Origin of the sequence: Burkholderia sp. HI4860 (assembly GCF_002223045.2) — a bacterium.
In the GTDB taxonomy this organism is placed as follows: Bacteria; Pseudomonadota; Gammaproteobacteria; order Burkholderiales; family Burkholderiaceae; genus Burkholderia.
Window position 1 is genome coordinate 1 of record NZ_NKFO02000005.1, and the last position, 24,757, is coordinate 24,757.

The 24,757-nt window shown below is 68.4% G+C and carries 23 protein-coding genes and 1 pseudogene; 11 read left to right on the forward strand and 13 right to left on the reverse strand.

Annotated elements, in window-relative coordinates; all coding sequences use genetic code 11:
- On the reverse strand, window positions 1–248 hold a 248-nt coding region (locus CFB34_RS34065; RefSeq protein ID WP_242808814.1), incomplete at its 3' end, for a hypothetical protein.
- A gap of 119 nt (window positions 249–367) precedes the next feature.
- Window positions 368–1,257 (reverse strand): annotated as a pseudogene (locus CFB34_RS34070) (LysR family transcriptional regulator); the annotation flags it as partial.
- 102 nt (window positions 1,258–1,359) lie between these two features.
- On the opposite strand from CFB34_RS34070, the gene CFB34_RS34075 reads away from it, so the two are divergent.
- Both CFB34_RS34075 and CFB34_RS34080 read left to right on the forward strand, forming a co-directional pair.
- Window positions 1,360–1,785, forward strand: a complete 426-nt coding sequence (locus CFB34_RS34075; RefSeq protein ID WP_242808745.1) for a hypothetical protein — start codon at window positions 1,360–1,362, stop codon at window positions 1,783–1,785.
- A gap of 116 nt (window positions 1,786–1,901) precedes the next feature.
- Window positions 1,902–2,279, forward strand: coding sequence for an AraC family transcriptional regulator (locus CFB34_RS34080; protein ID WP_242808746.1), 378 nt, complete (start codon window positions 1,902–1,904; stop codon window positions 2,277–2,279).
- A gap of 119 nt (window positions 2,280–2,398) precedes the next feature.
- On the opposite strand, the gene CFB34_RS34085 is transcribed toward CFB34_RS34080, so the two are convergent.
- Window positions 2,399–3,076 (reverse strand): hypothetical protein, encoded by a 678-nt coding sequence (locus CFB34_RS34085; RefSeq protein ID WP_089444094.1) that lies wholly within the window; start codon window positions 3,074–3,076, stop codon window positions 2,399–2,401.
- Between the two features lie 106 nt (window positions 3,077–3,182).
- Between CFB34_RS34085 and CFB34_RS34090 the strand changes: the two genes are divergently transcribed.
- Window positions 3,183–4,346 (forward strand): aldose epimerase family protein, encoded by a 1,164-nt coding sequence (locus tag CFB34_RS34090; protein WP_089444095.1) that lies wholly within the window; start codon window positions 3,183–3,185, stop codon window positions 4,344–4,346.
- A gap of 26 nt (window positions 4,347–4,372) precedes the next feature.
- Here the strand turns inward: CFB34_RS34090 and CFB34_RS34095 are convergent, their stop codons facing one another.
- Complete coding sequence (locus tag CFB34_RS34095) at window positions 4,373–5,230, reverse strand: PhzF family phenazine biosynthesis protein (protein ID WP_089444096.1); 858 nt, start codon at window positions 5,228–5,230, stop codon at window positions 4,373–4,375.
- A 244-nt stretch (window positions 5,231–5,474) separates the two neighbouring features.
- On the opposite strand from CFB34_RS34095, the gene CFB34_RS34100 reads away from it, so the two are divergent.
- On the forward strand, window positions 5,475–6,131 hold the full coding sequence (locus tag CFB34_RS34100; protein WP_089444097.1) for a CoA pyrophosphatase: 657 nt from the start codon (window positions 5,475–5,477) through the stop codon (window positions 6,129–6,131).
- A gap of 32 nt (window positions 6,132–6,163) precedes the next feature.
- On the opposite strand, the gene CFB34_RS34105 is transcribed toward CFB34_RS34100, so the two are convergent.
- A complete protein-coding gene (locus CFB34_RS34105) occupies window positions 6,164–7,135 on the reverse strand; it encodes an AraC family transcriptional regulator (RefSeq protein ID WP_089444098.1) in 972 nt (323 codons plus the stop codon).
- Window positions 7,136–7,229: 94 nt separating this feature from the next.
- On the opposite strand from CFB34_RS34105, the gene CFB34_RS34110 reads away from it, so the two are divergent.
- Window positions 7,230–8,060, forward strand: a complete 831-nt coding sequence (locus tag CFB34_RS34110) for an oxidoreductase (RefSeq protein WP_089444099.1) — start codon at window positions 7,230–7,232, stop codon at window positions 8,058–8,060.
- Window positions 8,061–8,216: 156 nt separating this feature from the next.
- The gene (locus tag CFB34_RS34115; RefSeq protein ID WP_089444100.1) at window positions 8,217–9,053 is read left to right on the forward strand and encodes an alpha/beta hydrolase; all 837 of its coding nucleotides are present in this window, start codon (window positions 8,217–8,219) and stop codon (window positions 9,051–9,053) included.
- Between the two features lie 95 nt (window positions 9,054–9,148).
- On the opposite strand, the gene CFB34_RS34120 is transcribed toward CFB34_RS34115, so the two are convergent.
- Complete coding sequence (locus CFB34_RS34120) at window positions 9,149–10,078, reverse strand: LysR substrate-binding domain-containing protein (RefSeq protein WP_089444101.1); 930 nt, start codon at window positions 10,076–10,078, stop codon at window positions 9,149–9,151.
- 165 nt (window positions 10,079–10,243) lie between these two features.
- On the opposite strand from CFB34_RS34120, the gene CFB34_RS34125 reads away from it, so the two are divergent.
- Complete coding sequence (locus CFB34_RS34125; RefSeq protein ID WP_089444102.1) at window positions 10,244–10,894, forward strand: LysE family translocator; 651 nt, start codon at window positions 10,244–10,246, stop codon at window positions 10,892–10,894.
- 28 nt (window positions 10,895–10,922) lie between these two features.
- Here the strand turns inward: CFB34_RS34125 and CFB34_RS34130 are convergent, their stop codons facing one another.
- The 4 genes from CFB34_RS34130 to CFB34_RS34145 all read right to left on the reverse strand — a co-directional run bounded on the left by CFB34_RS34130 (window position 10,923) and on the right by CFB34_RS34145 (window position 16,339).
- On the reverse strand, window positions 10,923–11,630 hold the full coding sequence (locus CFB34_RS34130; RefSeq protein ID WP_089444213.1) for a DUF3142 domain-containing protein: 708 nt from the start codon (window positions 11,628–11,630) through the stop codon (window positions 10,923–10,925).
- Window positions 11,631–11,646: 16 nt separating this feature from the next.
- Entirely contained in the window at window positions 11,647–13,815 is a 2,169-nt protein-coding gene (locus CFB34_RS34135; RefSeq protein ID WP_089444103.1) for a hypothetical protein, read from the reverse strand.
- A 186-nt stretch (window positions 13,816–14,001) separates the two neighbouring features.
- The gene (locus CFB34_RS34140; protein ID WP_089444104.1) at window positions 14,002–15,414 is read right to left on the reverse strand and encodes a 3-deoxy-D-arabino-heptulosonate 7-phosphate synthase; all 1,413 of its coding nucleotides are present in this window, start codon (window positions 15,412–15,414) and stop codon (window positions 14,002–14,004) included.
- Between the two features lie 163 nt (window positions 15,415–15,577).
- On the reverse strand, window positions 15,578–16,339 hold the full coding sequence (locus CFB34_RS34145; protein ID WP_089444105.1) for a fumarylacetoacetate hydrolase family protein: 762 nt from the start codon (window positions 16,337–16,339) through the stop codon (window positions 15,578–15,580).
- Between the two features lie 295 nt (window positions 16,340–16,634).
- Between CFB34_RS34145 and CFB34_RS34150 the strand changes: the two genes are divergently transcribed.
- On the forward strand, window positions 16,635–17,114 hold the full coding sequence (locus CFB34_RS34150; RefSeq protein ID WP_089444106.1) for a universal stress protein: 480 nt from the start codon (window positions 16,635–16,637) through the stop codon (window positions 17,112–17,114).
- 13 nt (window positions 17,115–17,127) lie between these two features.
- Window positions 17,128–17,319: a DUF2964 family protein gene (locus CFB34_RS34155; RefSeq protein ID WP_071336349.1), complete on the forward strand. Its 192-nt coding sequence runs from the start codon at window positions 17,128–17,130 to the stop codon at window positions 17,317–17,319.
- Window positions 17,320–17,445: 126 nt separating this feature from the next.
- Here the strand turns inward: CFB34_RS34155 and CFB34_RS34160 are convergent, their stop codons facing one another.
- On the reverse strand, window positions 17,446–18,933 hold the full coding sequence (locus tag CFB34_RS34160; protein ID WP_242808747.1) for a tetratricopeptide repeat protein: 1,488 nt from the start codon (window positions 18,931–18,933) through the stop codon (window positions 17,446–17,448).
- On the opposite strand from CFB34_RS34160, the gene CFB34_RS34165 reads away from it, so the two are divergent.
- Entirely contained in the window at window positions 18,932–20,665 is a 1,734-nt protein-coding gene (locus tag CFB34_RS34165) for a site-specific integrase (RefSeq protein WP_089444108.1), read from the forward strand. The two genes, CFB34_RS34160 and CFB34_RS34165, sit on opposite strands and share 2 nt — an antisense overlap.
- 39 nt (window positions 20,666–20,704) lie before the next feature.
- Here the strand turns inward: CFB34_RS34165 and CFB34_RS34170 are convergent, their stop codons facing one another.
- Window positions 20,705–21,421: a DJ-1/PfpI family protein gene (locus tag CFB34_RS34170; RefSeq protein WP_089444109.1), complete on the reverse strand. Its 717-nt coding sequence runs from the start codon at window positions 21,419–21,421 to the stop codon at window positions 20,705–20,707.
- A gap of 84 nt (window positions 21,422–21,505) precedes the next feature.
- Between CFB34_RS34170 and CFB34_RS34175 the strand changes: the two genes are divergently transcribed.
- Window positions 21,506–22,438 (forward strand): GlxA family transcriptional regulator, encoded by a 933-nt coding sequence (locus tag CFB34_RS34175; RefSeq protein WP_089444110.1) that lies wholly within the window; start codon window positions 21,506–21,508, stop codon window positions 22,436–22,438.
- A gap of 59 nt (window positions 22,439–22,497) precedes the next feature.
- Here CFB34_RS34175 and CFB34_RS34180 read toward each other — a convergent pair whose 3' ends face one another.
- Window positions 22,498–24,561: an SMI1/KNR4 family protein gene (locus tag CFB34_RS34180; protein WP_089444111.1), complete on the reverse strand. Its 2,064-nt coding sequence runs from the start codon at window positions 24,559–24,561 to the stop codon at window positions 22,498–22,500.
- Window positions 24,562–24,757 lie beyond the last annotated feature (196 nt).

Sequence of the window (24,757 nt, forward strand, 5' to 3'; positions counted from 1 at the left end):
CGGGCGAGGTCGAGGTGCGGCGCATGGCGCCTGGAGACGCGATCGGGCAATCGGTCGTGCTGGCCGGCACGCGCCTGCATGCGACCGTGCATGCGGTGACCGCGATGGCCGTCCTGCAGCTGCGCAGCGACGACCTGTCGGCGCTGATCCGCAGGAAGCCGGAGCTCGGCAGGCTGATGTGCGAATCGGTGACCGAGCACATCGCGACCGAGGAAAGGATGATGATCCCGCCGGTCGAGAAGGCGCACGCGTCATTCAGCCTGATCGCGTGGCTCGAGAAGGAAATGAAACGCGTGCACGATTCGATCGTTCTGACGCGGGGCAGTGACGTTCGCCGGCGCCGAACGCGATCAGCGAGCTGCAAAAGGCGATCGACGAGGTCGGGGCGATCGAGTTGCTCGACCCACCAAAGGAGTGCACGGCCGCCTCGTCGCTACGCCACGCGAGATAGCAATGCGTGGTGTCGCGCATGCCGGTCACGCGGCGGGCGACGAGCTTGCCGTCGGCGATCGCGCGGGCGGCGAGGCATTCCGGCAGCGTGCCCACCGCCAGCCCTTCGCATTGCGCATCGAGCTTGGCCGCGAGCGTCGGCACGGCGAGGGTCGGCTGGCCCGCATCGATCGCAACCGATTGCGGCGGCAACTCGCGCGACGTATCGCTGATCACCGCGCCGCGATACTGGACGACCGTTGCCATCGACAGCGGCTCGGGAAGCGCGGCGAGCGGGTGGGTCGGTGAAACGGCGAACACGTGTTTCAGCGCGCCGATCGGGCGCGCGATGATGTTCGGCAGTTCGGGCGGCGCGCCGGCGGCGCCGACGACGAGATCCGCGCGGCGCGAGATCAGCGCATCCCACGCACCGCCGAGCACTTCGGTCGACAGCCGCAGCCGCGTGTCCATCTCGAGCGCATAGAACCGGTGCACGAACGGCCACATCGCATCGAACGGCAGGATCTCGTCGACACAGATGCGGACCTCGGTTTCCCAGCCTTCCTGCGCGCGCTGCGCTTTCATCTCCAGCTGTTCGGCCGCATGCAGCAGCCGCCGGCCTTCCTCGACGACGATGCGGCCCGCGTGCGTGAGCTTCGCGCGTCGTCCGCTGCGGTCGAACAGCATGACGCCGAGATCGCTCTCGAGTTTTTGAACCAGATAGGTCAGGGCGGACGGCACGCGATGCAGCAGTTCCGCGGCTTCGGCGAACGTGCCGGTACGGTCGATCGCATCCAGTGCTTCGAGCGCTTCGAATGACAGCTTCATCGCGAGTTCCGGTAGGGGCGGCTGGCGCATCATACCAGCGCGTGCCGCGCGAGGGCAGCGCGCCTCATCGTGCTTTGCTAGACTGACGCGCGTCGTCGTTCATTGCACGCCTCCATTCATGACTGCCCCCAGCCGGACAATGCTTCTTCCGATTTCATCCCGGCCGATGTCAGGCAAACCATCGTCGCGCAAGCGTTGCCGAAGGGGCAGGTCGGCATCGTCCGGCTGAAGACGCTGCGGCGCAACAGCGGACTCACCGCGCCTTATGAACTGGAGAATTCGGATCTCATCGTGCTGCAGTTGCGCCCGTTCGGCGAACAGGATCTGTGGCTCGACGGCCGCCGCGCGCCGTTCGTCCCGTACGGTGCGGGCACGGTCACGATTCACGATCTCGACCGCAACTGGGTGGCCGATCTGAAGGGCGCGTTCGACTGCCTGCATTTCCACATGCCGCGCCCGCTGCTCGAGGAAACGGTGGACGACATCGGCGGCCGGCAGCGGCCGCGGCTCTACCTGCCGCCCACCTGAGCGCGCACGATCCGGTCATCCATTCGCTCGGCCAGTCGCTGCTGCCCGCACTCGCACGGCCGGATCAGGCATCGCAGATCTTCATCGATCACGTCGGGCTCGCGTTCCAGGCGCACGTGGCCCACCGTTATGGCGGTGTCAGCGAGCGACGGGAAAAGACGTACGGGAAACTCACGCCGTCGCAGGCGCGCCGTGCGAAGGAGCTCCTGCTCGAGCATCTCGACGGCAACCTCGGGCTGGCCGACGTGGCGAGCGCATGCGGCCTGTCTCGCAGCCATTTCGTGAAGGCGTTTCATCAGACGACCGGGCTGCCGCCGCATCGCTGGCTCATCGTGCAGCGCGTCGAACGGGCGAAGGAGTGGATGCGCAATCCGAACCTGCCGTTGAGCATGATTGCCGACGCGTGCGGTTTTGCCGATCAGAGTCACTTCTCGCGGACCTTCACGCGCCTGACCGGCGTCAGCCCTCGCCGCTGGCGCGCGGACAATACCTGAGCGTCGCGATGCGGGGCGGGGCAGGTTTCCGTGATGGCGGGTGGGCCGTTGCCCCGGGCAATCGAACCTGCCAGGCGCGCGCCCATTCGAATGTGCAGCAGACGCTGAGCGCAGCGTGCTTATGCGTAAAAGCCGATCAGCATGTCGAGATTGCGTTGCGCGTGCGGCTCGAGCGGCGCGAATTCTGCCGATCGAAACAACGGGGCCTGCGCGCGCAGATGTTCGAGCGCCTGCCTGCGGCCGGCGCGGAAGGCTGCCGACGGCGCATCGGGATCCTGCGCCCACTCGCGCGCGATCGCGCGGTCGTATTCACGGAGCCGGTCGGGTGCGGCCGCGAGGATCGCGAGATCGGCGTCGAGAAAAATTTGCGCGGCGCGCTGCAATTCCGGATCGACGGCGAACCTGTCAGGCAGCCGGTGCGACTTCGTCGCCAGCACCAGGTCGCGGGCCACGGACACGTGCGATGCATGCGCATGCAACCACGCTGCGTCGCAATGCGCGTGCGTAAGCTGCGCGAGCCATTGCGCGCTGAGCGTTTCGTTGTCCGCATACGCCGGCAGCGTCGTCGCGTAGACGATGTCGTGCGCCCACACGGCGAGCTCGATGGCCGGCCACAGCGGGTCCTCACGATACGGCGCGAGGTGCGCGAACAGTTCCGCCAGATGGGCGAGCGTGTGATAGAAGCGCTGCGGCTCGCCGTACGCGCGTTCAATGAGCCGCCACACGGCCGTCGTGCCGAAGCAGGCGTCGCAGGCGGCACGCAGCGTGCGCGCGATATCGGGATCGAGGGCGTTCATGGCGGCGATCGGCTCGGGCAGGCGATGCGCGCAGCATAGCAAACGTGGCCGCGAGCAGGCATGCCGCTTGCTCACGCGCAGGGATTGCACCGTATCGGAGGTTGCCATGAAACGAATCTGGCGGCGCTACCCGCTGCTCGCGATCTGGGCGGTCGGGGCGCTCGCGCTGTCCGCGGACTTCGCCTCGGCGGCGCCCGACGTCTCGATCAGCCGCGCGGATGACGGAACGACCGCGACCGGGCAGCCGGTGAGCCAGTACACGCTGGCGAACCAGCGCGGCGTGACGCTGAAAGTCATCACGTACGGCGCTATCGTGACCTCGCTCGACGTGCCGGACCGTGCCGGCCACGTTGCCGACATCGTGCTCGGCTTCGATTCGCTGCACGACTACGAAGCGCACAACGGCAACATCCATTTCGGCGCACTGATCGGCCGGTATGCGAACCGCATTGCCGGCGGGCGGTTCCCGCTCGATGGCAGGACGTGGACGCTGCCGGTCAACGACGGGCCGAACACGCTGCACGGCGGCCCCGGCAGTTTCGACGCGAAGGTATGGACGGTCACCGGTACGCACAGCGACGCGAGCGGTTCGAGCGTCACGCTGCGCTACGTGAGCCCCGACGGCGAGAACGGCTTTCCCGGCACATTGACGACCGACGTGACCTACACGCTGACGCGTGACAACCAGATCCGCATCGACTATCGCGCCACGACCGACAAGGATACGGTCGTCAACCTCACCAACCACAGCTACTTCAATCTGGCCGGGCACGCCGGCGGCAGCGTCGAGCGGCAACTGATCGAGATCGCCGCCTCGCGCTTCACGCCGACCGACGATACGTCGATTCCGACCGGTCAACTGGCGAGCGTGGCGGGTACGCCGATGGATCTGCGCCAGCTGACGCCGATCGGTGCGCATTTGCGCGACGCGGATCCGCAGCTCGTCATGGCACATGGGTACGACCACAACTGGGTGCTCGACCAGGGCGGCCAGCCGGCGCCGGCGTTTGCCGCGCGCGCCTATGACCCGGCGTCGGGGCGTTTTCTCGAGTTGTACACGACGCAGCCGGGGCTGCAGTTCTATACGGCCAACGGATTGAACGGCAGCGTCGCGGGCAAGGGCGGGACGGTCTATCGGCAAACCGATGCGTTCGCGCTGGAGGCCGAGCATTTTCCCGATTCGCCGAATCATCCGGCATTCCCGACGACGGTGCTCAAGCCCGGCGAGACGCTGCACGAAGTGACGGTGTGGCGGGTGGGGGCGCGATGAGCGGGGCGAGGCCCGGATCGTCTCCGCTACAGGTTGACCACGCCGCGCCCGAGTTCGATCACGCGGCCACCCACGCCAATCTCGCCGCTCGCACTGACCGACAACCGCAACCGGCAAGGCCGGCCGATAGCGTCCCCCTGTTCGACCTGAAACGCGGCCGGCAGGTCACGCTGCATCGCAAGCAGCCACCCGCCCAGGTTTGCGCAGGCCGAGCCGGTGCCCGGGTCTTCCGAGACGCTGCCTTGCTTCACGAAGAAGTAGCGCGACACCACCGTCCCCGGGCGCTCGGCATCGAACGCGAAGACGTAGGCGGTCTTGCGGCCGAGGCTGCTGGTCGGCCAGATATCGAGGCAGACGCTGTCGGGCTGCGCGCGGCGCACGGCGGCGGGATCCTTGAGCGCGACCAGCAACTGGTCGGCGCCGGTGTCGACCCAGATCGGCGACGTGAGCAGATCGTCTTCCGCGAGCCCCAGCAAGGTCGCCATTCGGGCGTCGGACAATTCGCACGGCGCCGTCTTCGGCATGCCTGCGTGCGGCGCGGTGAACGTCCACACGTCGTCATGCGCGCTCACGTCGACCACGCCCGCCTTGAATTCGAGCGCGAGCGCGTGGCCCGCACCCTGCAGGTCGCGCACGACATGCGCGGTGCCGAGCGTCGGATGGCCGGCAAACGCCATTTCATGGCCCGGCGTGAAAATGCGAACCCGCGCATGGGCACGCTCCGACGGCAGCACGAAGGTCGTTTCGGACAGGTTGAACTGCACCGCGAGCGCCCGCATGGTCGCGTCGTCCATGCCGCGCGCATCGTCGAATACGCAAAGCGGGTTGCCGCCGAAAGTCGATTCGGCGAATACGTTCAGCAGGCGGAAGGCGTAGGAAGGCATTTGAATCTCGTGTGGGTTCGGCAGTCGACGGACCGAGGGGGCACGTTTATCGACGGCTCGCGGCAGAGCGGCGGCATGCCGTCGTGATGCAATGCGTCATTGTGCCCGCAAGATGCGATGAAGGGGCGGCATACGGGCTGTCCGCAATTCATGCATGATCGGGGTTCTCCGGTTGGCCGACGGAGATTCGATTTGATCGTTCAACTATCCGCAACGTGCAGGTTCAAGCGTGGAAGGGGAAGACATGGAATCTGACGAAAGCGCTTCGAATACTGGTGGCGCTCAGGTGAGTACCGGCTCGCCCCAACCGCTCCTGGACGCGATCGTCCGTGGCGTCGAAGGCCACGGCATCCCTGCCGATACCGATTGGCCGACCGCGAAGCAACGCCTCGCGGACAACGATGGCCAGTGGAAATTCTCGGCGGTGCTGGTCGCGATCGTCGCGCGGCGCGAGCCGACGATCCTGTTGACCCTGCGCGCGTCGGACCTCAGCGAATACTCGTCGCATGTGAGTTTTCCGGGCGGGCGCCCGGCCGAGTCCGACCGCGATATCGGCACGACCGCCTTGCGCGAGGCATTCGAGGAAATCCGCCTCGCGCCTGACGCGGTTCGCGTGGCCGGCAGCTTGCCGATCCACAAAACCAGAAAGCGCAATCACGCGATCTTTCCCGTGATCGGCATCGTGCCGGAAACAGCGAAATGGGAGGCGGCGCCCGCGGAGGTCGCGGAGATCTTCGAGTTTCCGTTCGCCGTGCTACTGAATCCGGATCTGCTGCGGCAATACACGGACGGCGAACGCGTAGGCGCATGGTACTGGGCGGAGCAGGCGCAGGACATCTGGGGCGTGACGGCGCTCATCCTGAGATCGCTCGCCGCTCTGGTACGCGATGCCATGCGTTGACGGCATGCGGGACGGTCGCACGCCGACGCACGTCAATGCGACGACACGAACGGCGCATCGTCGAAGGCTTCCGGAATCGCGAAGCTGTCGCGCATGCGCTGCGTTTCCTTGGCCGGCGTCAGGCCGAACAGGCGCTTGAATTCGCGGCTGAACTGCGACGGGCTCGCATAGCCGACCGCGTAGCCGGCTGCCTCCGCCGTCAGGTCCTCGCGCACCATCAGCAAGCGCGCCTGATGCAGCCGCGTCGACTTCAGGTACTGCATCGGCGACACCTGCGTGATCGCCTTGAAGTGACTGTGAAAGCTCGGCACGCTCATGCCGGCTGCGTCGGCCAGTTGCGGCACGTCGAGCGGCTGCGCGTAATCGGCATGGATCACGCGCAGTGACCGGCCGATCCTTCCGAACTGCCCGCGCATCGCCAGCGCGCTGCGCATCGCGCTGCCCTGCGCGCCGGTGAGCACGCGGAAATACAGCTCGCGCAGCAGGGCCGGGCCGAGCACCGCGGCGTCGAGCGGCCGGTGCAACGCGTCGACGAAACGCAGCACCGACGCGTGCATCGTTTCATCCATCGGCGTCGACATCATGCTCCTGGGCGCCTGCACGGGCTCCGCCGTCCCTTCGCGGTCGATCTGCGCCGCGAGTTCGGCGGCCATCGTGAAATCGAGGTGCAGATACAGCGCGAGCAGCGGGCGCTCGGGCGTGGCGTCGGTTTCCATGCTGAACGGCACGGGCACGGACACCGCCAGGTAGTGATGTTCGTCGTACAGGTAGCGCTCGCCGCCGAAGTAACCGCGCTTGCTGCCCTGGCACACGATCACGATGCCCGGGTCGTACAGCACCGGCGTGCGCGACAGCGCGCGGTTCGAACGCAGGACGCGCACGCTCGGCAGCGCCGTCAGGTTGTAGCCTTCGTCGGGTGCCAGCGTGCGCAGCAGCGCCACCAGGCGCTTCCGGTCGCGCGGCGGCAGCGACGGGGATCGGGCAGGAATGGGATCGGCGCTCATAGTTTTGTGCAAGAAAATCAGCGGAATCGGGCTTATTCGACGGGGTTCGTCAGACTAGTATGCATGCTCCAATCGACATTCGGGAGAAGCTCACATGGCATCCGGCAAGCTCATGCTCATTACCGGCGTCAGCAGCGGCTTTGGCCGCGCGCTCGCGCAGGAGGCCCTCGCGGCCGGTTACACGGTGGTCGGCACCGTGCGAAGCGCGCAGGCGGCGCAGGATTTCGAAGCGCTGTCCCCGCAGGCGTTCGCGCGGGTGCTCGACGTGACCGACTTCGACCGCATCGACGGCGTCGTGGCGGAAATCGAGGCGAACGTCGGGCCCGTCGACGTCCTGGTGAACAACGCCGGCTACGGGCACGAAGGGATCATGGAAGAGGCGCCGCTCGCGGAGATGCGCCGGCAGTTCGACGTGAACGTGTTCGGCGCGGTCGCGATGATGAAGGCGGTCATACCTTACATGCGCGAACGGCGGCGTGGCCACATCCTGAACATCACGTCGATGGGCGGCCACATCACGATGCCGGGCATCGCGTACTACTGCGGCAGCAAGTTCGCGCTGGAAGGTATTACCGAAACCGTCGGCAAGGAGCTGGCGCCGTTCGGCATCGCGGTGACGGCCGTGGCGCCGGGTTCGTTCCGCACCGACTGGGCCGGCCGCTCGATGGCGCGCACGCCGCGCTCGATCGCCGACTACGACGCGCTGTTCGACCCGATCCGCCAGGCGCGCGAAGAGAGGAGCGGCAAGCAGCCGGGCGATCCCGCGAAGGCCGCGCGGGCGATGCTCGCGGCGATCGCGGCGGACCATCCGCCCGCGCACCTGCTGCTCGGCAGCGATGCGCTGCGGCTGGTACGCGGCAAGCTGGCGGCGCTGGACGCGGAAATTCGCGCGTGGGAGGCCGTGACGGTGTCGACGGATGGTTGACGCGCGGCCCCGCACGATCGTTCGCCCGTAGCGGGTTCGGCCACGTCGTCGACATCGTCGACGGTCGTTCGCAACTTGGCATCCTCGTTTAACAAACCTGTCCGATAATGGCTGCCGGCCAGTGCGCCGTTCATCCACCTCACAGGAGTCATCGCGATGCCATACGTCACTACGAAGGATCACGTCGAGATCTTTTACAAGGACTGGGGCCCGAAGGACGCGCAGCCCATCGTCTTCCATCACGGCTGGCCGTTGTCCTCGGACGACTGGGACGCGCAGATGCTTTTCTTCGTCCAGAAGGGCTATCGCGTCGTGGCGCACGACCGGCGCGGCCACGGCCGGTCGGCGCAGGTGTCGGACGGCCACGACATGGATCATTACGCGGCGGACGCGTTCGCGGTCGTCGAAGCGCTCGACCTGCGCAATGCGGTGCACATCGGCCACTCGACCGGCGGCGGCGAAGTGGCGCGCTACGTCGCGAAGCACGGCGAGCCGGCCGGCCGCGTCGCGAAGGCGATGCTGGTCAGCGCGGTGCCGCCGCTGATGCTGAAAACCGAAGCGAACCCCGAAGGCTTGCCGATCGAGGTGTTCGACGGCTTCCGCAAAGCGCTCGCCGACAATCGCGCGCAGTTCTTCCTCGATGTGCCGAGCGGCCCGTTCTACGGGTTCAACCGCGAAGGTGCAACCGTGCATCAGGGCGTGATCCGCAACTGGTGGCGACAGGGGATGGAAGGCAGCGCGAAGGCGCATTACGAAGGCATCAAGGCGTTTTCGGAAACGGACCAGACGGAAGACCTGAAGTCGATCTCCGTCCCGACGCTCGTGCTGCATGGCGAAGACGACCAGATCGTGCCGATCGCGGATGCCGCGCTGAAGTCGATCAAGCTGCTGAAGAACGGCACGCTGAAGACGTACCCGGGCTACTCGCACGGGATGCTGACGGTCAACGCGGACGTGCTCAACGCCGACCTGCTGGCTTTCGTGCAGGCGTAACAGGGTTGGCGCGGGCCCGCTTCGGCGGGCTGCGCCGCCATTGCGGGCCGGCGGCGCGCGGTTGCGCCCGTCGCGCCGCCGGCCACGCGGCCGGATCACGGGCCCTGGCCCGGACCGTTGAAGCGGATGCCCGGGAACGTCAGGCGCGGCATCCGGCACTCCAGGAACGCGAGTAGGTCGCGCACCTGCGTGGCCTTGGCGGAGTCTTCCGGCCAGACGAGGTAGTACGCGTCCCCCGTATTGACGGCGGTCTTGAACGGCAGCACGAGCTGCTTCTCGTCGATGGCCGTCGCACACAGCGCGAGATCGCCGATCGAGATGCCGTGGCCGGCAATCGCCGCCGCGATCCCCTGTTCGAGCATGTCGAACACCTGCCCGCGCGTGATGTCCACGTCGAGATCATGCCCGCTGCCCTTGAGCCAGCGGCGCCAGTCGCGCCGGTCGGGTGACGGGTGGATCAGCTCGCACGCCGCCGGATTCGTGCGTGCGACCGTCGCGGTCGCCCGCGAGCACACCGGAATCAGCCATTCGTCGAACAGCTTCACGCACTGCGTGGCCTCGCCGAACTTGCCTGCGCCGAGCAGGATCGCGCAATCGTAGGATTCGCTGAAGAAATCGACGGTATCGACGTCCATCCACACGCTCGCGATCTGCACCTCGAACGCGGGCCGCGTGGCGCGAAACGCGGCCAGTGCGTCGAGCAGCCAGCGCATCGTGAGTGTGGACGGCGCCTTAAGCCGCAGCACGTCGCGCTGCGACCGGAACAGCACGCAGGCTTCCTCGATCTGCCGGAAGCCGCGCCGCAGGCCCGACGCGAGGATGTGCGCTTCCGCCGTCACGGTCATTTTCGGGCCATGCCGGACGAACAGCTTCCGGCCGAAGTACGCCTCGAGCGTCCTCACGTGCTTGCTCACCGCGCTTTGCGTGAGGCTCAGTTCCTCGGCAGCCAGCGTAAACGAGCCGGTGCGCGCGGCGCTTTCGAACGCGCGCAGCGCGTAGACAGGCGGGAGCGGTTTGGCCTTCATGGGTTTTGAGCAGGAATAAAACTCATGTCATCCGGCAGGATTTTCCGTTTTTCAACAGCGCGCAGGGTACGCAATACTTCGGAAAGCCGTGCACTCCCGTGCGCTGAAGCACGATGATGCCACCGCGGCGGGCACGCGCGTCCATTCACCCAACAACTTTTTGTCATGGCACTTCATTACCCGCTGCTGTTCGCCTATCTCGCCGCGATCGTGCTGCTCATCGCGACGCCCGGCCCGGTCGTCATGCTCGTGGTCGGCACCGTCGCGCGGCGCGGCTTCCGCCAGGGGATGCTGACCGCGGTGGGCGCGAATGCCGCGAGCCTCGTGATGATCGCGGGGGCGATGCTGATGGTGTTCGGCGTCGTGCTCGTCAGCGAGCGTCTGTTGACCGGGTTGCACGTGGCGGGGTGCGTGTTCATCGCGGTGCTGGCCATCCGGACGCTGCTCGGCGAATGGCGCGCCGGCCGCACGCGCGACGGCAATGACGCGCGGGAAGGAGAACCAGCGTCGCAGGCGCGCGGCTTGCCGGGCGTCGTGCGCGGCTTTCTCGTCGGCATCGCGAATCCGAAGGACCTGCTGTTCTTCGTCGCGTTCTTTCCGCAGTTCGTCGGCATCACGCCGGATTCACGCGTGAGCCTGGCGATCCTGGCCGCCCTGTGGATCGCAGTCGATTTCACGATCCTGACCAGCTACATGGCCGCGATCAACCATCCGCTGATTCATCGCAAGCAGCGATGGATCACGGCTTCGTCGGCAGGCGCGCTGCTCGTGATTGCGCTCGCCGGGCTCGGCAGCACGATCGCGGGTGTCGCGTAAGCGATCCCGATTGACAGCGGGAGTCCTGTCAGCCGTTGCGCAGGAACACGACGTAGCCGCGGAACCACGGGTTCGTCGCGAGGTACGGCGGCGCGTCCCATTCGCCGCCCTGGATGATGCCGATGCGAAACGGCAACTGCAGCCGCGCGACGCGCGGCAGGTAATCCACATAGTCGGGGATCGTGCGGCGGCCCTGGTAGGTCTGCACGACCACTTCGTCGACGATCCCCCTGAGCTGGTTGACCTGGTCGGTATCGATGCGGCTGCTCCAGTCGAGCAGCCCGGTGATGCTCAGCCGATAGTCGGCGGGCAGCGTGTCGCGCAGCGACCGCAGGAATGCGAGGTAATCCTGCAGGTGGCGCGTGCGCGCATCGAAGTCGATCTGGACGCCAGTGATCGTGCGGCCCGACGCGCGCCAGCGCGTGAGCTGCGCGAGCATGATCTGCGTGACGCGCGGCGTCCAGCGCAGCGTATGCGCGCGATAGACGAGCCACACGCGTGCCTGCGGCGCGGGCGGAAATGCCACGCCCTGCGCGATCACGCGGACCTGCGACTCGTCCCGCGGCGACGCCTCGATCTGCCCTTGCAGCACGTACACGGTGCGCGCGCCGTGCACGACCGCCTGCGGCTTCACGCCTGCCCACAACCAGAACGCGTCGTACCGCGCGGCGTCGACGGTGCCGGCCAGTGCGACGCGTCCGGCCAGCAGCAGTGCGATGCACGCGAGGCGCGCGATGCGCTTCACGCGGCGCTTACCAGTAGTAGCGAAGCTTCTGCGCCCACGGGCTGCCCGCGTAGCTCGCCTTCAGCGTATCGAACCAGCGCTTGCGCACGTTCTTCGGCACGTCCTTGCCGCCGCATTCGTTGGTGCCGCCCGGCGCATAGCACTTGATCGCACGGTAGTACGCGTAGGCGCGGTCGTTCGGGTTCGCCTGCGCGTCGGCCATCACCGTCACGTAGCTCGACATCCGCTCGTACGGTTTGCCGTCGAACTGCGACGGCCCCGCGCCGAGCGTCGACGGGATGCCCGTGGCGGCCTTCGTCGCTGCGTTGCGGATCCACATCGGCACCGGATCGCTTTCGACGCCGGGTGCGGGCGGGTGAAGGCGCACGAAATCGGCGAGGCAGTTCAGCCCTTTTGCATCGGCGGGGCTCTGCTGGAGCACCGTGGCGATGTCGTGCGCGGACGGGCACGCATAACCGTCTTCGTTTTTGGCGCCGGCCGCGATGAACGGCTTCAGCGGATCGGCCGGCTTGCCGGACACCAGCGCGGCATCCGCGATGAACTCGGCGTAGTGCGACCGCGTGAGTTCCTTGTACAGCAGCGTGTACAGCGCGGTGTCGCGCAGCGCGCCGCCGGCCGCCTGGCTTTGCGCCTGCGCGCGCAGCAGGTCCGCATTGGCCGAACGTTGCAGCAGCACGGCGCGGATCGCGATGTTCTGCACGGGCGAATCGTCGGCGAACGCGTCGTTGACGAGCCCGGCCTGCTCCAGGTTGATCGCGAGCGCGAGTTCGAGCGCCTCGCGCTGGAAGCGGAATTTCGCGAGCGGGATCAGGTCGCGCCACAGCTGGCGGGCCTTGTCGGACTGGCCGCTATCCTCCAGCGCGAACCCGCGCAACGCCTGCTGGCTCAGGCCGAAGTAGTCGAGCGGCTCCGCGGGCGTCTGCGGCAGCAGCGCGAGCGCGGCGTCCGGCTTGTGCCCGATCTGGACGTACCAGGTGGCGAGCAGGTAGTCGTAGAGCGCGGGCGCGTTCGCGAAGCGCGGCTTCTGCGCCTGCAGGTCGTCCAGCGTCAACGGCTTGCGGCTCGAATCGCTGCTGTCCGACGTGCGCATGCGCAGCAGGTCGACGGTCGCGAGCACGGTCGGCGACTGGATCTGGCTCGCGTCGAATTCCGACCCGAACAGCAGCTTGCTGTCGAGTTCGTTCGCCAGCTGGATCAGCGGCACGTTCGACGTCGCCGGCGACCAGCGCGCGAGCGCGTGGCCGTACAGGTCGGCCTGCTGCGTGACGTTCCCGCCGAGCCACGCGACCCGCCGCAGCAGCCCGTTTGCGGAAGTCGCATAGCGCCCCTGCGGGTACACCTTCAGGTAAGTGCGAAACACCGTATTCGCGGCGTCGAGCGACACCTTCGTCACGCGGCCGCGCGTCGGCGTGGGGCTGTCGTGGTCGAACACGTTGGCCTGCGCGGCGTTCAGCTGCGCGCGCCCGGCCATGTAGAGCCCGGTTTCCTTCAGCCACGGGTTCGCGCTGTGCGACGCGCTCGCGAACGCACGGGTCGCGGTGAGGAAGTCGGCGCGGTAGAACGCGTTCGTGCCGTCGAGGTATGCGGCGAACTGCTGGCCGAGCGGCGACTTGACCGGCGGTTTCGTCCACGCGGCGCTCGCGCCGCCGGCGGCGCAGGTCTTCTGCGCGATGTCGGCGCGTGCTGCGCGCAGGCGCGCGGCTTCATCGGCGGGGAGGCCGCCGGCACTGCCCAGTGCGTCGTTGAACGCGTCGGCGCCCGAGGCCATGCTGCGGCAGATGCTGCCTTCGCCGTCGGCGTACTGGTTCGACGGCGTTTCGGCATCCGTTGCGCCGCCGGTCTTGTCGGGCTCCTTCTGCCCGATGTAGATCCATCCGGAGAAGTCCATCGGGAACGGCACGATGATCTGGTGGATCCGGTCTTTCGCCGGGATCGTCTTCGGGTCGGGAAACGCCTGCGCGACCTTGGCGCTGTCGACCATCATCAGCATCGCGTTGATGCGTGTGTCGTTGGCCGGGCTCAGCATCGGCACGTTGGCGCACGAGTAGGTGGTCTGCCGGAGCGTGGTCGGTGAATAGCAGCCGTCGTCGCCGCTGGCATGGGCAACAGGAATCCAGAACAGGCTGGCCGCCAGCGCGGCGAACAGGTGGCGGTGCAGCATGGGGCTTTTAGGCATTTCTTTTTGTGCCGGGTAGGGGGCCGCAGCGGCCGGGTCTCTCAGGTGAGGCGTTTCGCCCCGGCGCGTATCGTACCGCACTGCATGCACGTATTTCGCGGGTGCGCGCTGCGGCCGGGTTCGGCGGCAACCGGTGCGCGCAGGCCGGCAAGTCGTGTCGATGGCCGGTGCGAGCCGGCACCTGCATCACGCGTATACGCTACTGGCGACGCCGTCGTCGGCCACATCGTCGATCGCGGCCCGCAAGTCGTCGATCGCGACCATCAGCTCGCGCACCTGCCGCAACGACGGGTACTGGTGCAGCACCGCATGCCATTGCGGCAGCATCAGCAGCGCGTGCCAGACCACACCCAGGCCGCCCGGATCGGCATCCGGCCGCTGCGCGAGCGCGCTCGCGTATTCGAGGCTCGCCTGTGCGGACAGCAACTGCATCCGGCTCGCGGCACCCAGCAGGCGTGGCGTTGCATCCGCGGACGCATCGCAGCAATAGAGCACTTCGCGCGGCAGCGTCGCTTCGTCGGTCGTCAGCGCGCGCAGCGACGCGCCGTGCACGCGCACCGTGCCCTGGTGCGTTTCGAACGCATAGAGCGTGTCCGGATCGGCCTGCGCGAGCAGGTTCAGGCCGCGCAGCAGCCGCGGCAGATCGGTCGTCGCGGCATCCGCGGATGCTTTCGCTTCGACGAGGAAGCGCACGTTCCACGCGGGCGCCGGGTCATCGCCGCGCGTGCGTTCGAGCAGGATCGCGTCCCATTCGGTTTTCGCGCGATCGTGGCGGCCCGGAATCGATGACGGCACGCGCATCGACGTCACCACCCGGTACGTGCGGCGGGCGTCGACGGCGTCGAGCCGGCGCGCCAGCGCGTCGAGCGCCTGCGCGGCCAGCGCTTCGACGGCCGCGCCGCGCTGCTGCGACGCGACGCCTTGCGCGACGGCGACGGTGCTGCCTTCGAGCGGGCCCTGGCGCACCCAGAGCGCCCGGTAGCGACGCACGTGCTCGTCCGATGCCAGTGCGTCGACGCGCAGCAGGCGTTCGAGCGCGGGGCTTTCTTTCAGCTTGACGATGTCCTGCTCGAACGCGGCGTCGGTCGCCATGTCGGGCAGCGCGAGCAGGTGCCGTAGCGTGTCGTGCAGGTCGCCCCACGACGCGGCGGTGGCGGCCGCATGCAGCCGCGCGAGCCCGTCGCGTTGCCAGGGGCGGGCGCTGCGCTCGAGCTTGGCCGGGTGCGCGATCGCGTTGACGGCCGAGTGCAGCGCGCGACGGTCCTGCTCGGCGTGCGCTGACAACGACGCGTATTCGCGCACGGTCGGCGCATCGTGCCGCAGCACCGCGGCCTGAAAGGCGGGATCGCCGGCGTGCGTGTCCATCGCATCGCGGATCATCCGCGCGAGGGCGTCGATGAAGCGCTGCTGCAGCGCCGCGTCGGGCATCTGTCCGTCGCTTCGCGTCCGACGCGCTTCCTCGATCACGATCGCGAGCGTGGCGGCCGGGCTCGCGGCGTCGGCCGGCGACAGCGCGCTGTCGAGCGGCGGCAGCCGGTAGCGGCGCGCGACGGTGCGCAGGGTTTCGTCGAGCAGGGCGGGAAGCGGTGTCAGCGACATGGTCGGTATCGGCTTGAAGGCGATGCGCGTGCCCGGGGTTGGAGTGTGGTGGTGTGGTGGACGCGATGATGTGCAACGTTATCACGCTGGGTCGGTCGGCACGACGGCGCAGGCGTAGCTGCGCGTCAGCGCTCAGCGCAACCGCTCCCACCCACCACACGCATCACGCCGTCAACGTCACCGACAGGCTGCCGAGTTCGCCGAAGCGCACCGTCAGCGCGTCGCCGAGCGGCACGTCGATCGCGCCCGCGTACGAACCGGTCGTCACGATCTGCCCGGCGCGCACGGCGTCGCTGCGTGACGCGAGGAAATTGACGAGCCACACCAGCGGCTTCAGCGGATCGCCATCCGGATGGCGGCCGTCGATCGTGCGGTTCAGTGCGCCTTCGAACGACAGCGCCAGCGTCTCGAGCGGCACGTTCAGCCCGTCGGGCACGACCGGGCCGACACACAGCCCCTGGTTGAATTGCCCGTCGGCCAGCAGCTCGAACTTCGACGCGCGCGTGGGCTCCGCATAGCGGCAGCCGAGCACTTCGAGCACGATGCGCACTTCGCGGATCGCGTCGCGCACGTCCTCATCGTCGTACGGCTGTTCGCGCGCGGGCAGGTCGCGATCGAGCACGAACGCGATTTCCGGCTCGATCCGCACGATCGGCCCGCCGACGACGCGGTACGGCGCATCGGCCTCGCGGATCGTCGACGCGAAGATCGGCGCGAGGATCACGCGGTCGGGCGGCGGCAGCGCGCATTTCCAGCCGCCGACGGGTTCGCCGAGCAGGTCGGCCACGCGCTGCTGGATCGCGAGGGCGGTCTCGACGTTCTCGGGGCGCAGCGCATCGGGCAGCAGCGGGCCGGGCGAGCCGGCATGGCGGGCGGCGACGAGATGCTGGGCGGCGCCGTCCACGCGTTCGGTAGTCGTTGTCATGTCGGTTGAGCGAGTTGAAAGTGGGCCGGCAAAAAAGGGCCGGACGAAAGTCGCACATTCGATGATAGCGCTTTCGGCACGATGACCGCTCGATACCGCTGCTTCGGCTTCCGTGTCGGGCAGGTTGGCGACCTTGCCGCAAGCGAGCGGTATCGGCATCACGTCGCGACGCTTTGCCGCACGGACGCCCGCCGGTGGGTCTTGATCGCCATCAACATTCGAACCCGCCATCCGCCGATGATGGTGACAAGGCCGCGCGACCAGACGCGTGGCAACTCACCCCAGCGAGGTTCGCATGTACAAGAAGATCATGGTGGCCGTCGACGGCAGCGCTTCGTCGAAACAGGCGCTTGCCGAGGCAGTGAAGGTCGCGCTGGCCGGCGACGCACACGTCAGCGTCGTGTATGTGGTGGACAAGTCGGTGCTGTTCACTTACGCGGGCCGTTTCGATCCGCACGCACTGGTCGAGGAGATCCGCGACGACGGGCGCAAGGTGCTGCGCGAAGCCGAGCAGATCATCGCGCTGGCCGGCGCGAAGGGCGAGGCCGAACTCGTCGAGACCGAAAGCATCGGCGAGGACATCGCGGAGCGCCTGCAGCGCTACGTGAAGGAAGGCGGGATCGATCTCGCGGTGGTCGGCACGCACGGGCGGCGCGGGATCCGGCGCGTGCTGCTCGGCAGCGTCGCGGAGCGCTTCGTGCGCGGCTCGAAGTGCCCGGTGCTGCTGATTCGCGGCGACGATCACGACGTAGCGGCCGCCGCCGCGGCGGCTTGACGCGGCGCGCGCGATGATTCGCCGCCAGTCCCGGATCGTCGTCGCGGCGATCGCGGTGTTCGTGTCGCTCGCGGGGATGATGGCCGTCGTGTCGGGGCTGCTGTTCGACAATACGATGGCGCTGCGCGGCGGCGCGATCGCGCTGGTGGTCGGCGTGGCCGGCTTCGTCGTGATGCTCAATCCGGGCGCGAAGGGCGAGGAGTGACGGAAGCGCGCGTGGCCGGCCTCGTCCGGTAAAGGTGCCGGGCACGGCCGGCCGCGGCGCTCCCCGCGCCCCGCGACAGCCGCTGCAGCGCTAGGCATCCGCTTGCGTGCCCGCTCGCATCGCCGGCTATTCGCTTGCCGTACCCGGCGCCTTCGCGCCATCCTGCCCGAGCGGTATCGCCAGGCGCTTCAACGTCTCCGCCAGGTCGGCGTTCTCCGGCTGAACCTGCCGCGCCTGCGCGAACGCCTCGCGCGCTTCATCCCGGCGCGCCAGCTTCCACAGCACTTCACCCTTGTGCGCCAGCCCGCTTGCATAGGCTTCGCGCGCATCCTTGTCGATGTCGCCGTCCTTCGCGAAGATCGCGATCGACCGGTCGAACCACGTCAGCGCGTCGTCGTTGCGACCAAGGCGATACAGTGCCCAGCCCTTGCTGTCGAGCGCATACGCGTCGTTCGGCGATTTCGCGAGGCGCGCATCGATCATCGCCACCGCACGATCGATCTTCAGGCCGGCATTGACGAGGTCGTAACCGACCGTGTTCAACATGCGATCCGTGAAATTGCCCACATCGAGCGCAGTGTCGATGCGGCCTTCGTCCCGTTCGGCAATCGCCAGCGCGACCATCTTGGCCGCGATCTGTTGCCGGAGTGCCCGGCCGAGATGCTGGCCGTCGGCGACCAGGCTGCCGAGGTACTGCGTGTAGAGGTCGGGCACGCCCGGATTGCCGGCACTGTTGGCGATGTTCGTGGCGGGCCCTGCGCACCAGTCGGTGTCCGTGGGGATGCGCAATACCGTGGGGTGCAACCAGAGCTTGCGGTCCTCGTGCGATTGCGCGAAGACGGTATAGCCGTTGGCGTCGATCTGCCCGCAGGCCAGGTAGGCGCCCGTCACGTCGAGTACGTACGAGTAATGGCCGTAGGGTCGCCCCGTATCGATGTCGACTACGCGGAACGTTCCGCCCATGTCGCCTTCGCCGACGATGGGCTGAAGCGCCCACTCATGCTCGGGATGACGGGCGGGCAGGCGGATCCGCACCGTGCGTCCGGTGGCATCGGTCGTGCCGAACACGACGCTTTCACCGCCTTTTTCATGAGGCGGCAGCCCCGCGATCGCCTGCCCGGGCAGCAGCAGCCGGTAGCGCGCATTCGGCAGCGGCCGGTGCGTGACGGCGTCGCGCAGCACGAACCGGTGAACGTAAGCCCCGGTTCCGAACGACGCGGTCGGCGCGACGTAGGTGCGTGCGTAGGCGGCGGGCAGCACGGTGCAGCTCAAGGCCGCGGCAACGAGCGCGGCGACAAGGCGGGATGTCATGGAATGGCGGTTCTTGTTGGTAAAGGCGTGATTGACCGACGGCCGGAAATGCATTGGACGACCCACGCAGCCTTTGATATCCGGCTGCGCATGCCGATACGGATGGCCGGATCGTCCAGCGCAATTCAACGCGGAACCCGCCCGTCGCAACGTGATGTGAAGAAGCGGCGGACGGATGACGCGGGAATGCAGCGCGCAGCATAGCAGGGCGCGTCGGGCGTCCTGCGTGTGAACGCGTATCTCGTCCGGAACCCTGCGCGCGACGTACCCGATCGCGCGCGCTTCTGTCAAACTCGCGGTCATGAAACCGCGCCTCGCCTTACCGCCTTCCTCCGATTCCACACCTGCGCCCGCAGGCTTTCCCGATGCCGACGAACTGGCCGCGCTGCGTGCGTGGTACGCGGGCATGACCGTGCGCCAGGCGGTCGAGCGTTACTTGCCAGATCGGCTCGGCGAAGGGCGGTCGGCACGCGGCGTGATTGGCGGCATTCGCCGCCGCCTCGTGCGCGTCGCGCGGCAGGCGGGCCGGCCCGATCTCGCGGAGCGGCTCGGTCATGCCGACGGTGAGCGTCTGCAGCAAGCGAAGGCGGCAGCCGAAGCGATCGGCCTGCTGCGTCATGCGCGTGCGCCGGTCCCGCAGATCAGCGACGACGTCGGCCTGTGGCTGCCCGCGCGTGCAGTCGGCGCGCTGCGTGCGCACGGGATCGCGACGCTCGCCGATCTCACGGTGCGGATTCCGCGCCGGCGCCAGTGGTGGCGTGCGATCGCGGGCCTCGGCGTGGCCAGTGCGCGGCACATCGAGGCGTTTTTCGCCGCGCATCCGGCGCTGACCGAACGGGCGCGCGCGCTGATCGCGGCGACGCCGCGCGGCGCCATCGTGCCGTGGGAGCAACTGAAGCTGCCGCACGAAGTCGACGGCTCGGCCGGCACGTTCCTCGCGCCGCGCGCGACCAGCACGCTCGATGCGGACAACGATTACGCGGCCGTGCATGCGTGGCTGTCGCTGCACGAATCGGCCGCGACGCGGCGGGCGTACCGGAAGGAAGCCGAGCGGCTGATCCTGTGGGCGATCGTCGAGCGCGGCCGCGCGCTGTCGTCGCTGACGACCGAGGATGCGGTCGCGTATCGCGCGTTCGTGCGGCGCCCGACACCGCACGAGCGCTGGGTCGGGCCCGTGCGGCCGCGCAGTGCGCCCGACTGGCGGCCGTTCTCGGGTGCGCTGTCCGCGCGCTCGGCCGCCTACACGCTGTCGGTGCTCGGCGCGCTGTTCCGCTGGCTGATCGAGCAGCGCTACCTGCTCGCGAATCCGTTCGCGGGCGTCAAGGTGCGCGACACGCGCGGCCCGAACGCACTCGACACGTCGCATGCGTTCACCGAAGGCGAGTGGCTGCTCGTGCGCACGATCGCCGACGGGCTCGAGTTCCGCAAGGGCACGCCGGCCGCGCCGCAGTCGGGCTGGACGCCGGCTGCCGCGCAACGCCTGCGCTTCATTCTCGATTTCGGCTATGCGACCGGGCTGCGCGCGAGCGAGCTGGTCGGCGCGACGCTCGGCGACATCGAGACCGATGCGCACGGCGACGCGTGGCTGAAGGTGATCGGCAAGGGCAGCAAGGCCGCGCGCGTCGCGCTGCCGCCGCTTGCGCGCACGGGGCTCGACCGTTTCCTGGTCGCCCGCCGGCTGCCGGTCACGCCGTCGCGCTGGCGGCCCGACACGCCGCTGATCCCAAGCCTCGCGGAAGACGGTGCGGCCGCGATCACGAGCGTGCGGCTGTGGAAGGTGATGCAGCGTTTCTTCGCGCAGACGGCCGATCAGGTCGAGGCCGACAACCCCGCGCTCGCGCAGAAGCTGCGGCAGGCCAGCCCGCACTGGATGCGTCATACGCATGCGACGCACGCGTTGGCGCGCGGCGCGGAGTTGACGACCGTGCGCGACAACCTGCGCCATGCGTCGATTTCGACGACGTCGATTTACCTGCATGGCGACGACGTGAAGCGGGCGCGGCAGATGTCGAGCGCGTTCGCGGCGGAGAAGTAACGGCGTCGTGCCGATCGGGCAGAAGCTGGCCGCGCGTCGTCACGACGCCTGTCGGTCAGCGTCCGGCTGCGCGAGTTTCTGCGCCACTCGCGCCACGACCGCATGACGGTCGGGCCGCACGCGCTCGAACAGCGCGGACACCGACGCGAGAACGTCCGGCGCGGCCCGCTCAGGACGTCCGCAGTCGAACGGCGGCTCAGGCGCGTATTCGATGCCGAGCTGTACCGCTTGTGCGTATTCCGGGCCGGCGATATCGGCCATCACCGACAGCGCCATGTCGATGCCGGCGGTGACGCCGCCGCCCGTGATGACCGGGTCGTCACGCACCACGCGGCCGTCGTCGACGATCGCGCCGAACGACGGCAGCAGGTCGCGCCACGCCCAGTGGCAGGCGGCCCGCCGGCCTTGCAGCAATCCGGCCGCGCCGAGCACCAGCGACCCGCTGCACACGGAGGTAACATAGCGGGCGCCGAGCGCGAGCCGGTGCACTTCGCGGACGAACGTATCGTCGGCGATCGCGTCGATCACGCCGAGCCCGCCCGGCACGCAGACGAGATCGGCGTGCGCGATGTCGGTGAGCCGTTCGACCTCCGCAAGGATCAGGCCGCTGTCCGCGCGAATCGATCCGCCGCGCACCGAGGCCCGGTGAATCCGGGCACCCGGCAGACGCCAGAACACTTCGTCCGGCCCGGTGAAATCGAGCTGCGTGACATGATCGAACAATGCGAATACGACGATGAACGGTGCGGTGGCCATCACGATCTCCCGAAGACATGAACGGCCTGTAGCATCGGGCCGCGCGCCGTCCGTCGCAATGTCATTTCTCCCGCACTTTCTGCCATGCCCCATCGCGTCGCCATGCTCGTGTATCCCGGCTTCCAGTTGCTCGATGCTGCCGGGCCCATTGCCGCGTTCGAGATGGCCGACTACGCGCGCACGCCGTATTACTCGGTTCACGTCGTCGCGGCGCAGCCCGGGCTAGTGCGCAGTTCGTCGGGCGTGAGCTGGCACGCCGAGCCGTTGCCGGACGCGGCGGACCTCGATACGTTGCTGGTCGCGGGCGGCGACGGCGTCGATGCCGCGATGGCCGACGAAGCGGCATGCGCGTTCGTCCGGCGCTGCGCGGCGCGCGGCATCCGCGTGGCGAGCGTCTGTTCGGGCAGCCTGCTGCTGGCCGCGGCCGGCGTGCTGGACGGCCGGCTCGCGACCACGCACTGGGGCTGCGGCGAGCGCTTCGCGCAGGCGTTTCCGCAGGTGCGGCTGGCGCTCGACCGCATCTACGTGAATGACGGGCCGTTCTGGACGAGCGCCGGCATCGCGGCCGGCATCGACCTGACGCTCGCGCTGATCGGCGAGGATCGCGGCGAGCGGCTCGCGCGCGCGGTCGCGAAACGGCTGGTCGTGTACTACCGGCGCCCCGGCGGGCAATCGCAGTTCTCGGCGCTGATCGAACTCGACAGCGCGCAAGGGCGCTTCCAGCCGTTGCTCGACTACATTCGCCGCAATCTCGGTGCGCGCTTGCGCGTGAGCGACCTGGCCGAGCAGGCGTGCATGAGCCCGCGTCAATTCGCGCGGGCGTTCCAGACGGAAACCGGCCTCACACCGGCCAAGGCCGTCGAGAAACTGCGCGTGGAAGCCGCCCGCGCCGCGCTGGAAAGCGGTGCGGCATCGCTGCAGCGCGTGGCGAACGAGTGCGGGTTCGGCGATACGGAGAACATGCGGCGCAGTTTCCAGCGCTGGCTGGGCGTCGCGCCGTCGGCGCTGCGTTCGTAGACGGGCGCAGTCGCGATCGGCGATGGGGCGCGACGTGTCGTGCCGCTTTCGCCGGCCGCTCAATCGCCGGCCGGATCGTCACGCTCCGCCGCCACGCGGGCGAGCCATTCCGCATAACTCGCTGCAACACGTTCCCGCCGATCGTCGTCATGCCAGACCCGGATCACTTGCCCGACCGTACCGCCTTCGGCGGGATCGAGGTCGACGCACAGATGATTGCCGCTGCCGTCGTGCGTGAACGGAATCCACTTGAGGTTGTACCAGGCGTCGCGGATGCCGGCGGCCGGGTCGGACGTCATGTCGTCGAAGTCGCCGCCCGACACGAGTTGCTTCCAGATCGACCATTGCGCGACGATTTCGTGCGCGCTCAGCAATGCGTCGCTTTCGGCGAAGACGGCCGCCGGATCGGCCTGGCCATCGTGAAGCCGAAGGCTTTCGAGCAGTTCATCCGGCAGCGTCGTGCCCAGCGTGGCGTGCAATGCGGCGATCGCGTGCGCCGAGGCCGGCCCGTTGAGTCCGCCCGGCAGGCGTGCCGGATCGGTCGCGATCAGGCCGTCGATGCGTTGCCATGACTCGCGAACGTCGGGGACGGTTGCGTCGGCAACCAATGCGCGGGTGTCGGTGGCGGTGTCGGTTCCGGCGTCGGTGTTGGCCGCTTGCGGTGTCGGCGGTGCATCCGTCGCCGTCGCCGTTGGCGTGACCGCGCCGGGACGCGGCGCTTCGTGGCCGGTGCCATCGAGCCGCACGAACAGGACGGGCGTACCGGCAGGCAGCACCGCTTCCCCGGCCGGGATCGCGACGAGCACCTCGGCGTCGGTCACGGCGCGAATCGGCCCGTCTCCCTGGCATGGCAGCAGGCTGACCCGCGATTCGCCGCGCTCGGTGCCTTGCCGAATGCCCCAGCGCATCCCGTTGAGTTCGGCGTCCGGTGCGATATCGTGCGCGGTCAGCGCGGTTTCCCAGTGCGGCCCTGGCGACGCGACATGCTCCAGCGAATCGACCACGTACCGGACGATCGCATGCATCAAGACCGCGACACCGCTCGTATGGCCCGGCAGGTTGACCAGTACCGCCTGATCGTAGCTGACCTTCGCTTCCGTCCGGTAGATGTAGCCGTTCGGCCTCGTATATTCCACCGTCCACTTCTTCGGCGGCGAGCGGTTCTCACTGCGTCCGACGTTGAATACTCCACCGGGCGTCTGCTTGATCCGGATCGTGTCCCGACTGTTCTGGTATGCCATCTGGCTGCTCAGGCCGCGAATCTGGAATGAATTGCCCGCCGGCAGCCCGGCACCGACGATCAGGTCGTAGCGCTCGGCCAGTTCGGCCAGCTGTCGCCCGAACGCCTGGTCGTCGCGCCACGCGTCGGCCGACCACGGAACCGCGGACGGCAGGGGAAGATACTCGACGGCAGGCACGTCATAACCCCATTGCCGCAGGATCGCGCGGACATACGGGCCGCACGAATCGTAGCGCTGCCACGGCTCGCGCGCATGGCCGGGCGGCACCACCTCGTAGCCGGCGATCACGATGCCGATGCGCGGCCGCTTCGTGACGGCCACGTCGCGTACGCCCGCCGCAATCAGCGCTGCCTGCCGCGCCGGCGTTATCCGCAGCCCCTTCGCGAGCAGGACGTCGCCTTTCCGGTATTCGCTGCCGGCGGCGATCACGTGCTGGCCGGGCGCATACGGCGCGCGAAACCGCAGGTACGCGCCGACGTCTGCGCTGGCCCAGCGATGGGTGGACGCCGGCGCAACGGTGTCGGCGTGCTCCGGCATCGTCACGTAGGCCGGGATGCTGGCCGCGTGGCCGGACGCGAGCGCGCGTGCGGCCGGGCTGGCCGTTCGCGACGCCAGATAGCCCAGCGAGAGTTCGCAGGCGAGATCGACGGGTTCGCGATGCGTCGCGCGAGCCGTATCGGATGCGCGCAGCGCATAGCCGTCGCACGCGGCAAGCGGAACGGATGGCACATCGTCCGGGGCGATGACGTCGGCCGCTGTGACGCGCGACACCGCATCGTCGGTCGCGACTGTCTCGCTCAGCATCGCGCCCGGGACGAGTTGGCGGCAATAGTACTCATAGACCTGCTTGAGCCACGCGGGGAAGGGGGCAGGTACGCTCATCGGGTTCCTTGTATTGACGCTTCGGGGCGCACGGCGATCCGGCCGGGTGGCCCGTGCCGCTCTCCCGGCACATCGGCGAAGTCGGGTTTTTGTGAAGCGTCATTGGACGATTCATCGAGACGTAATGTAACTGTCAGGGGTGTCAGGGCGTGGTGGGCGTCGAAGGCCCGCCCGTGCCTGAAGGCGCGTTTCTTCG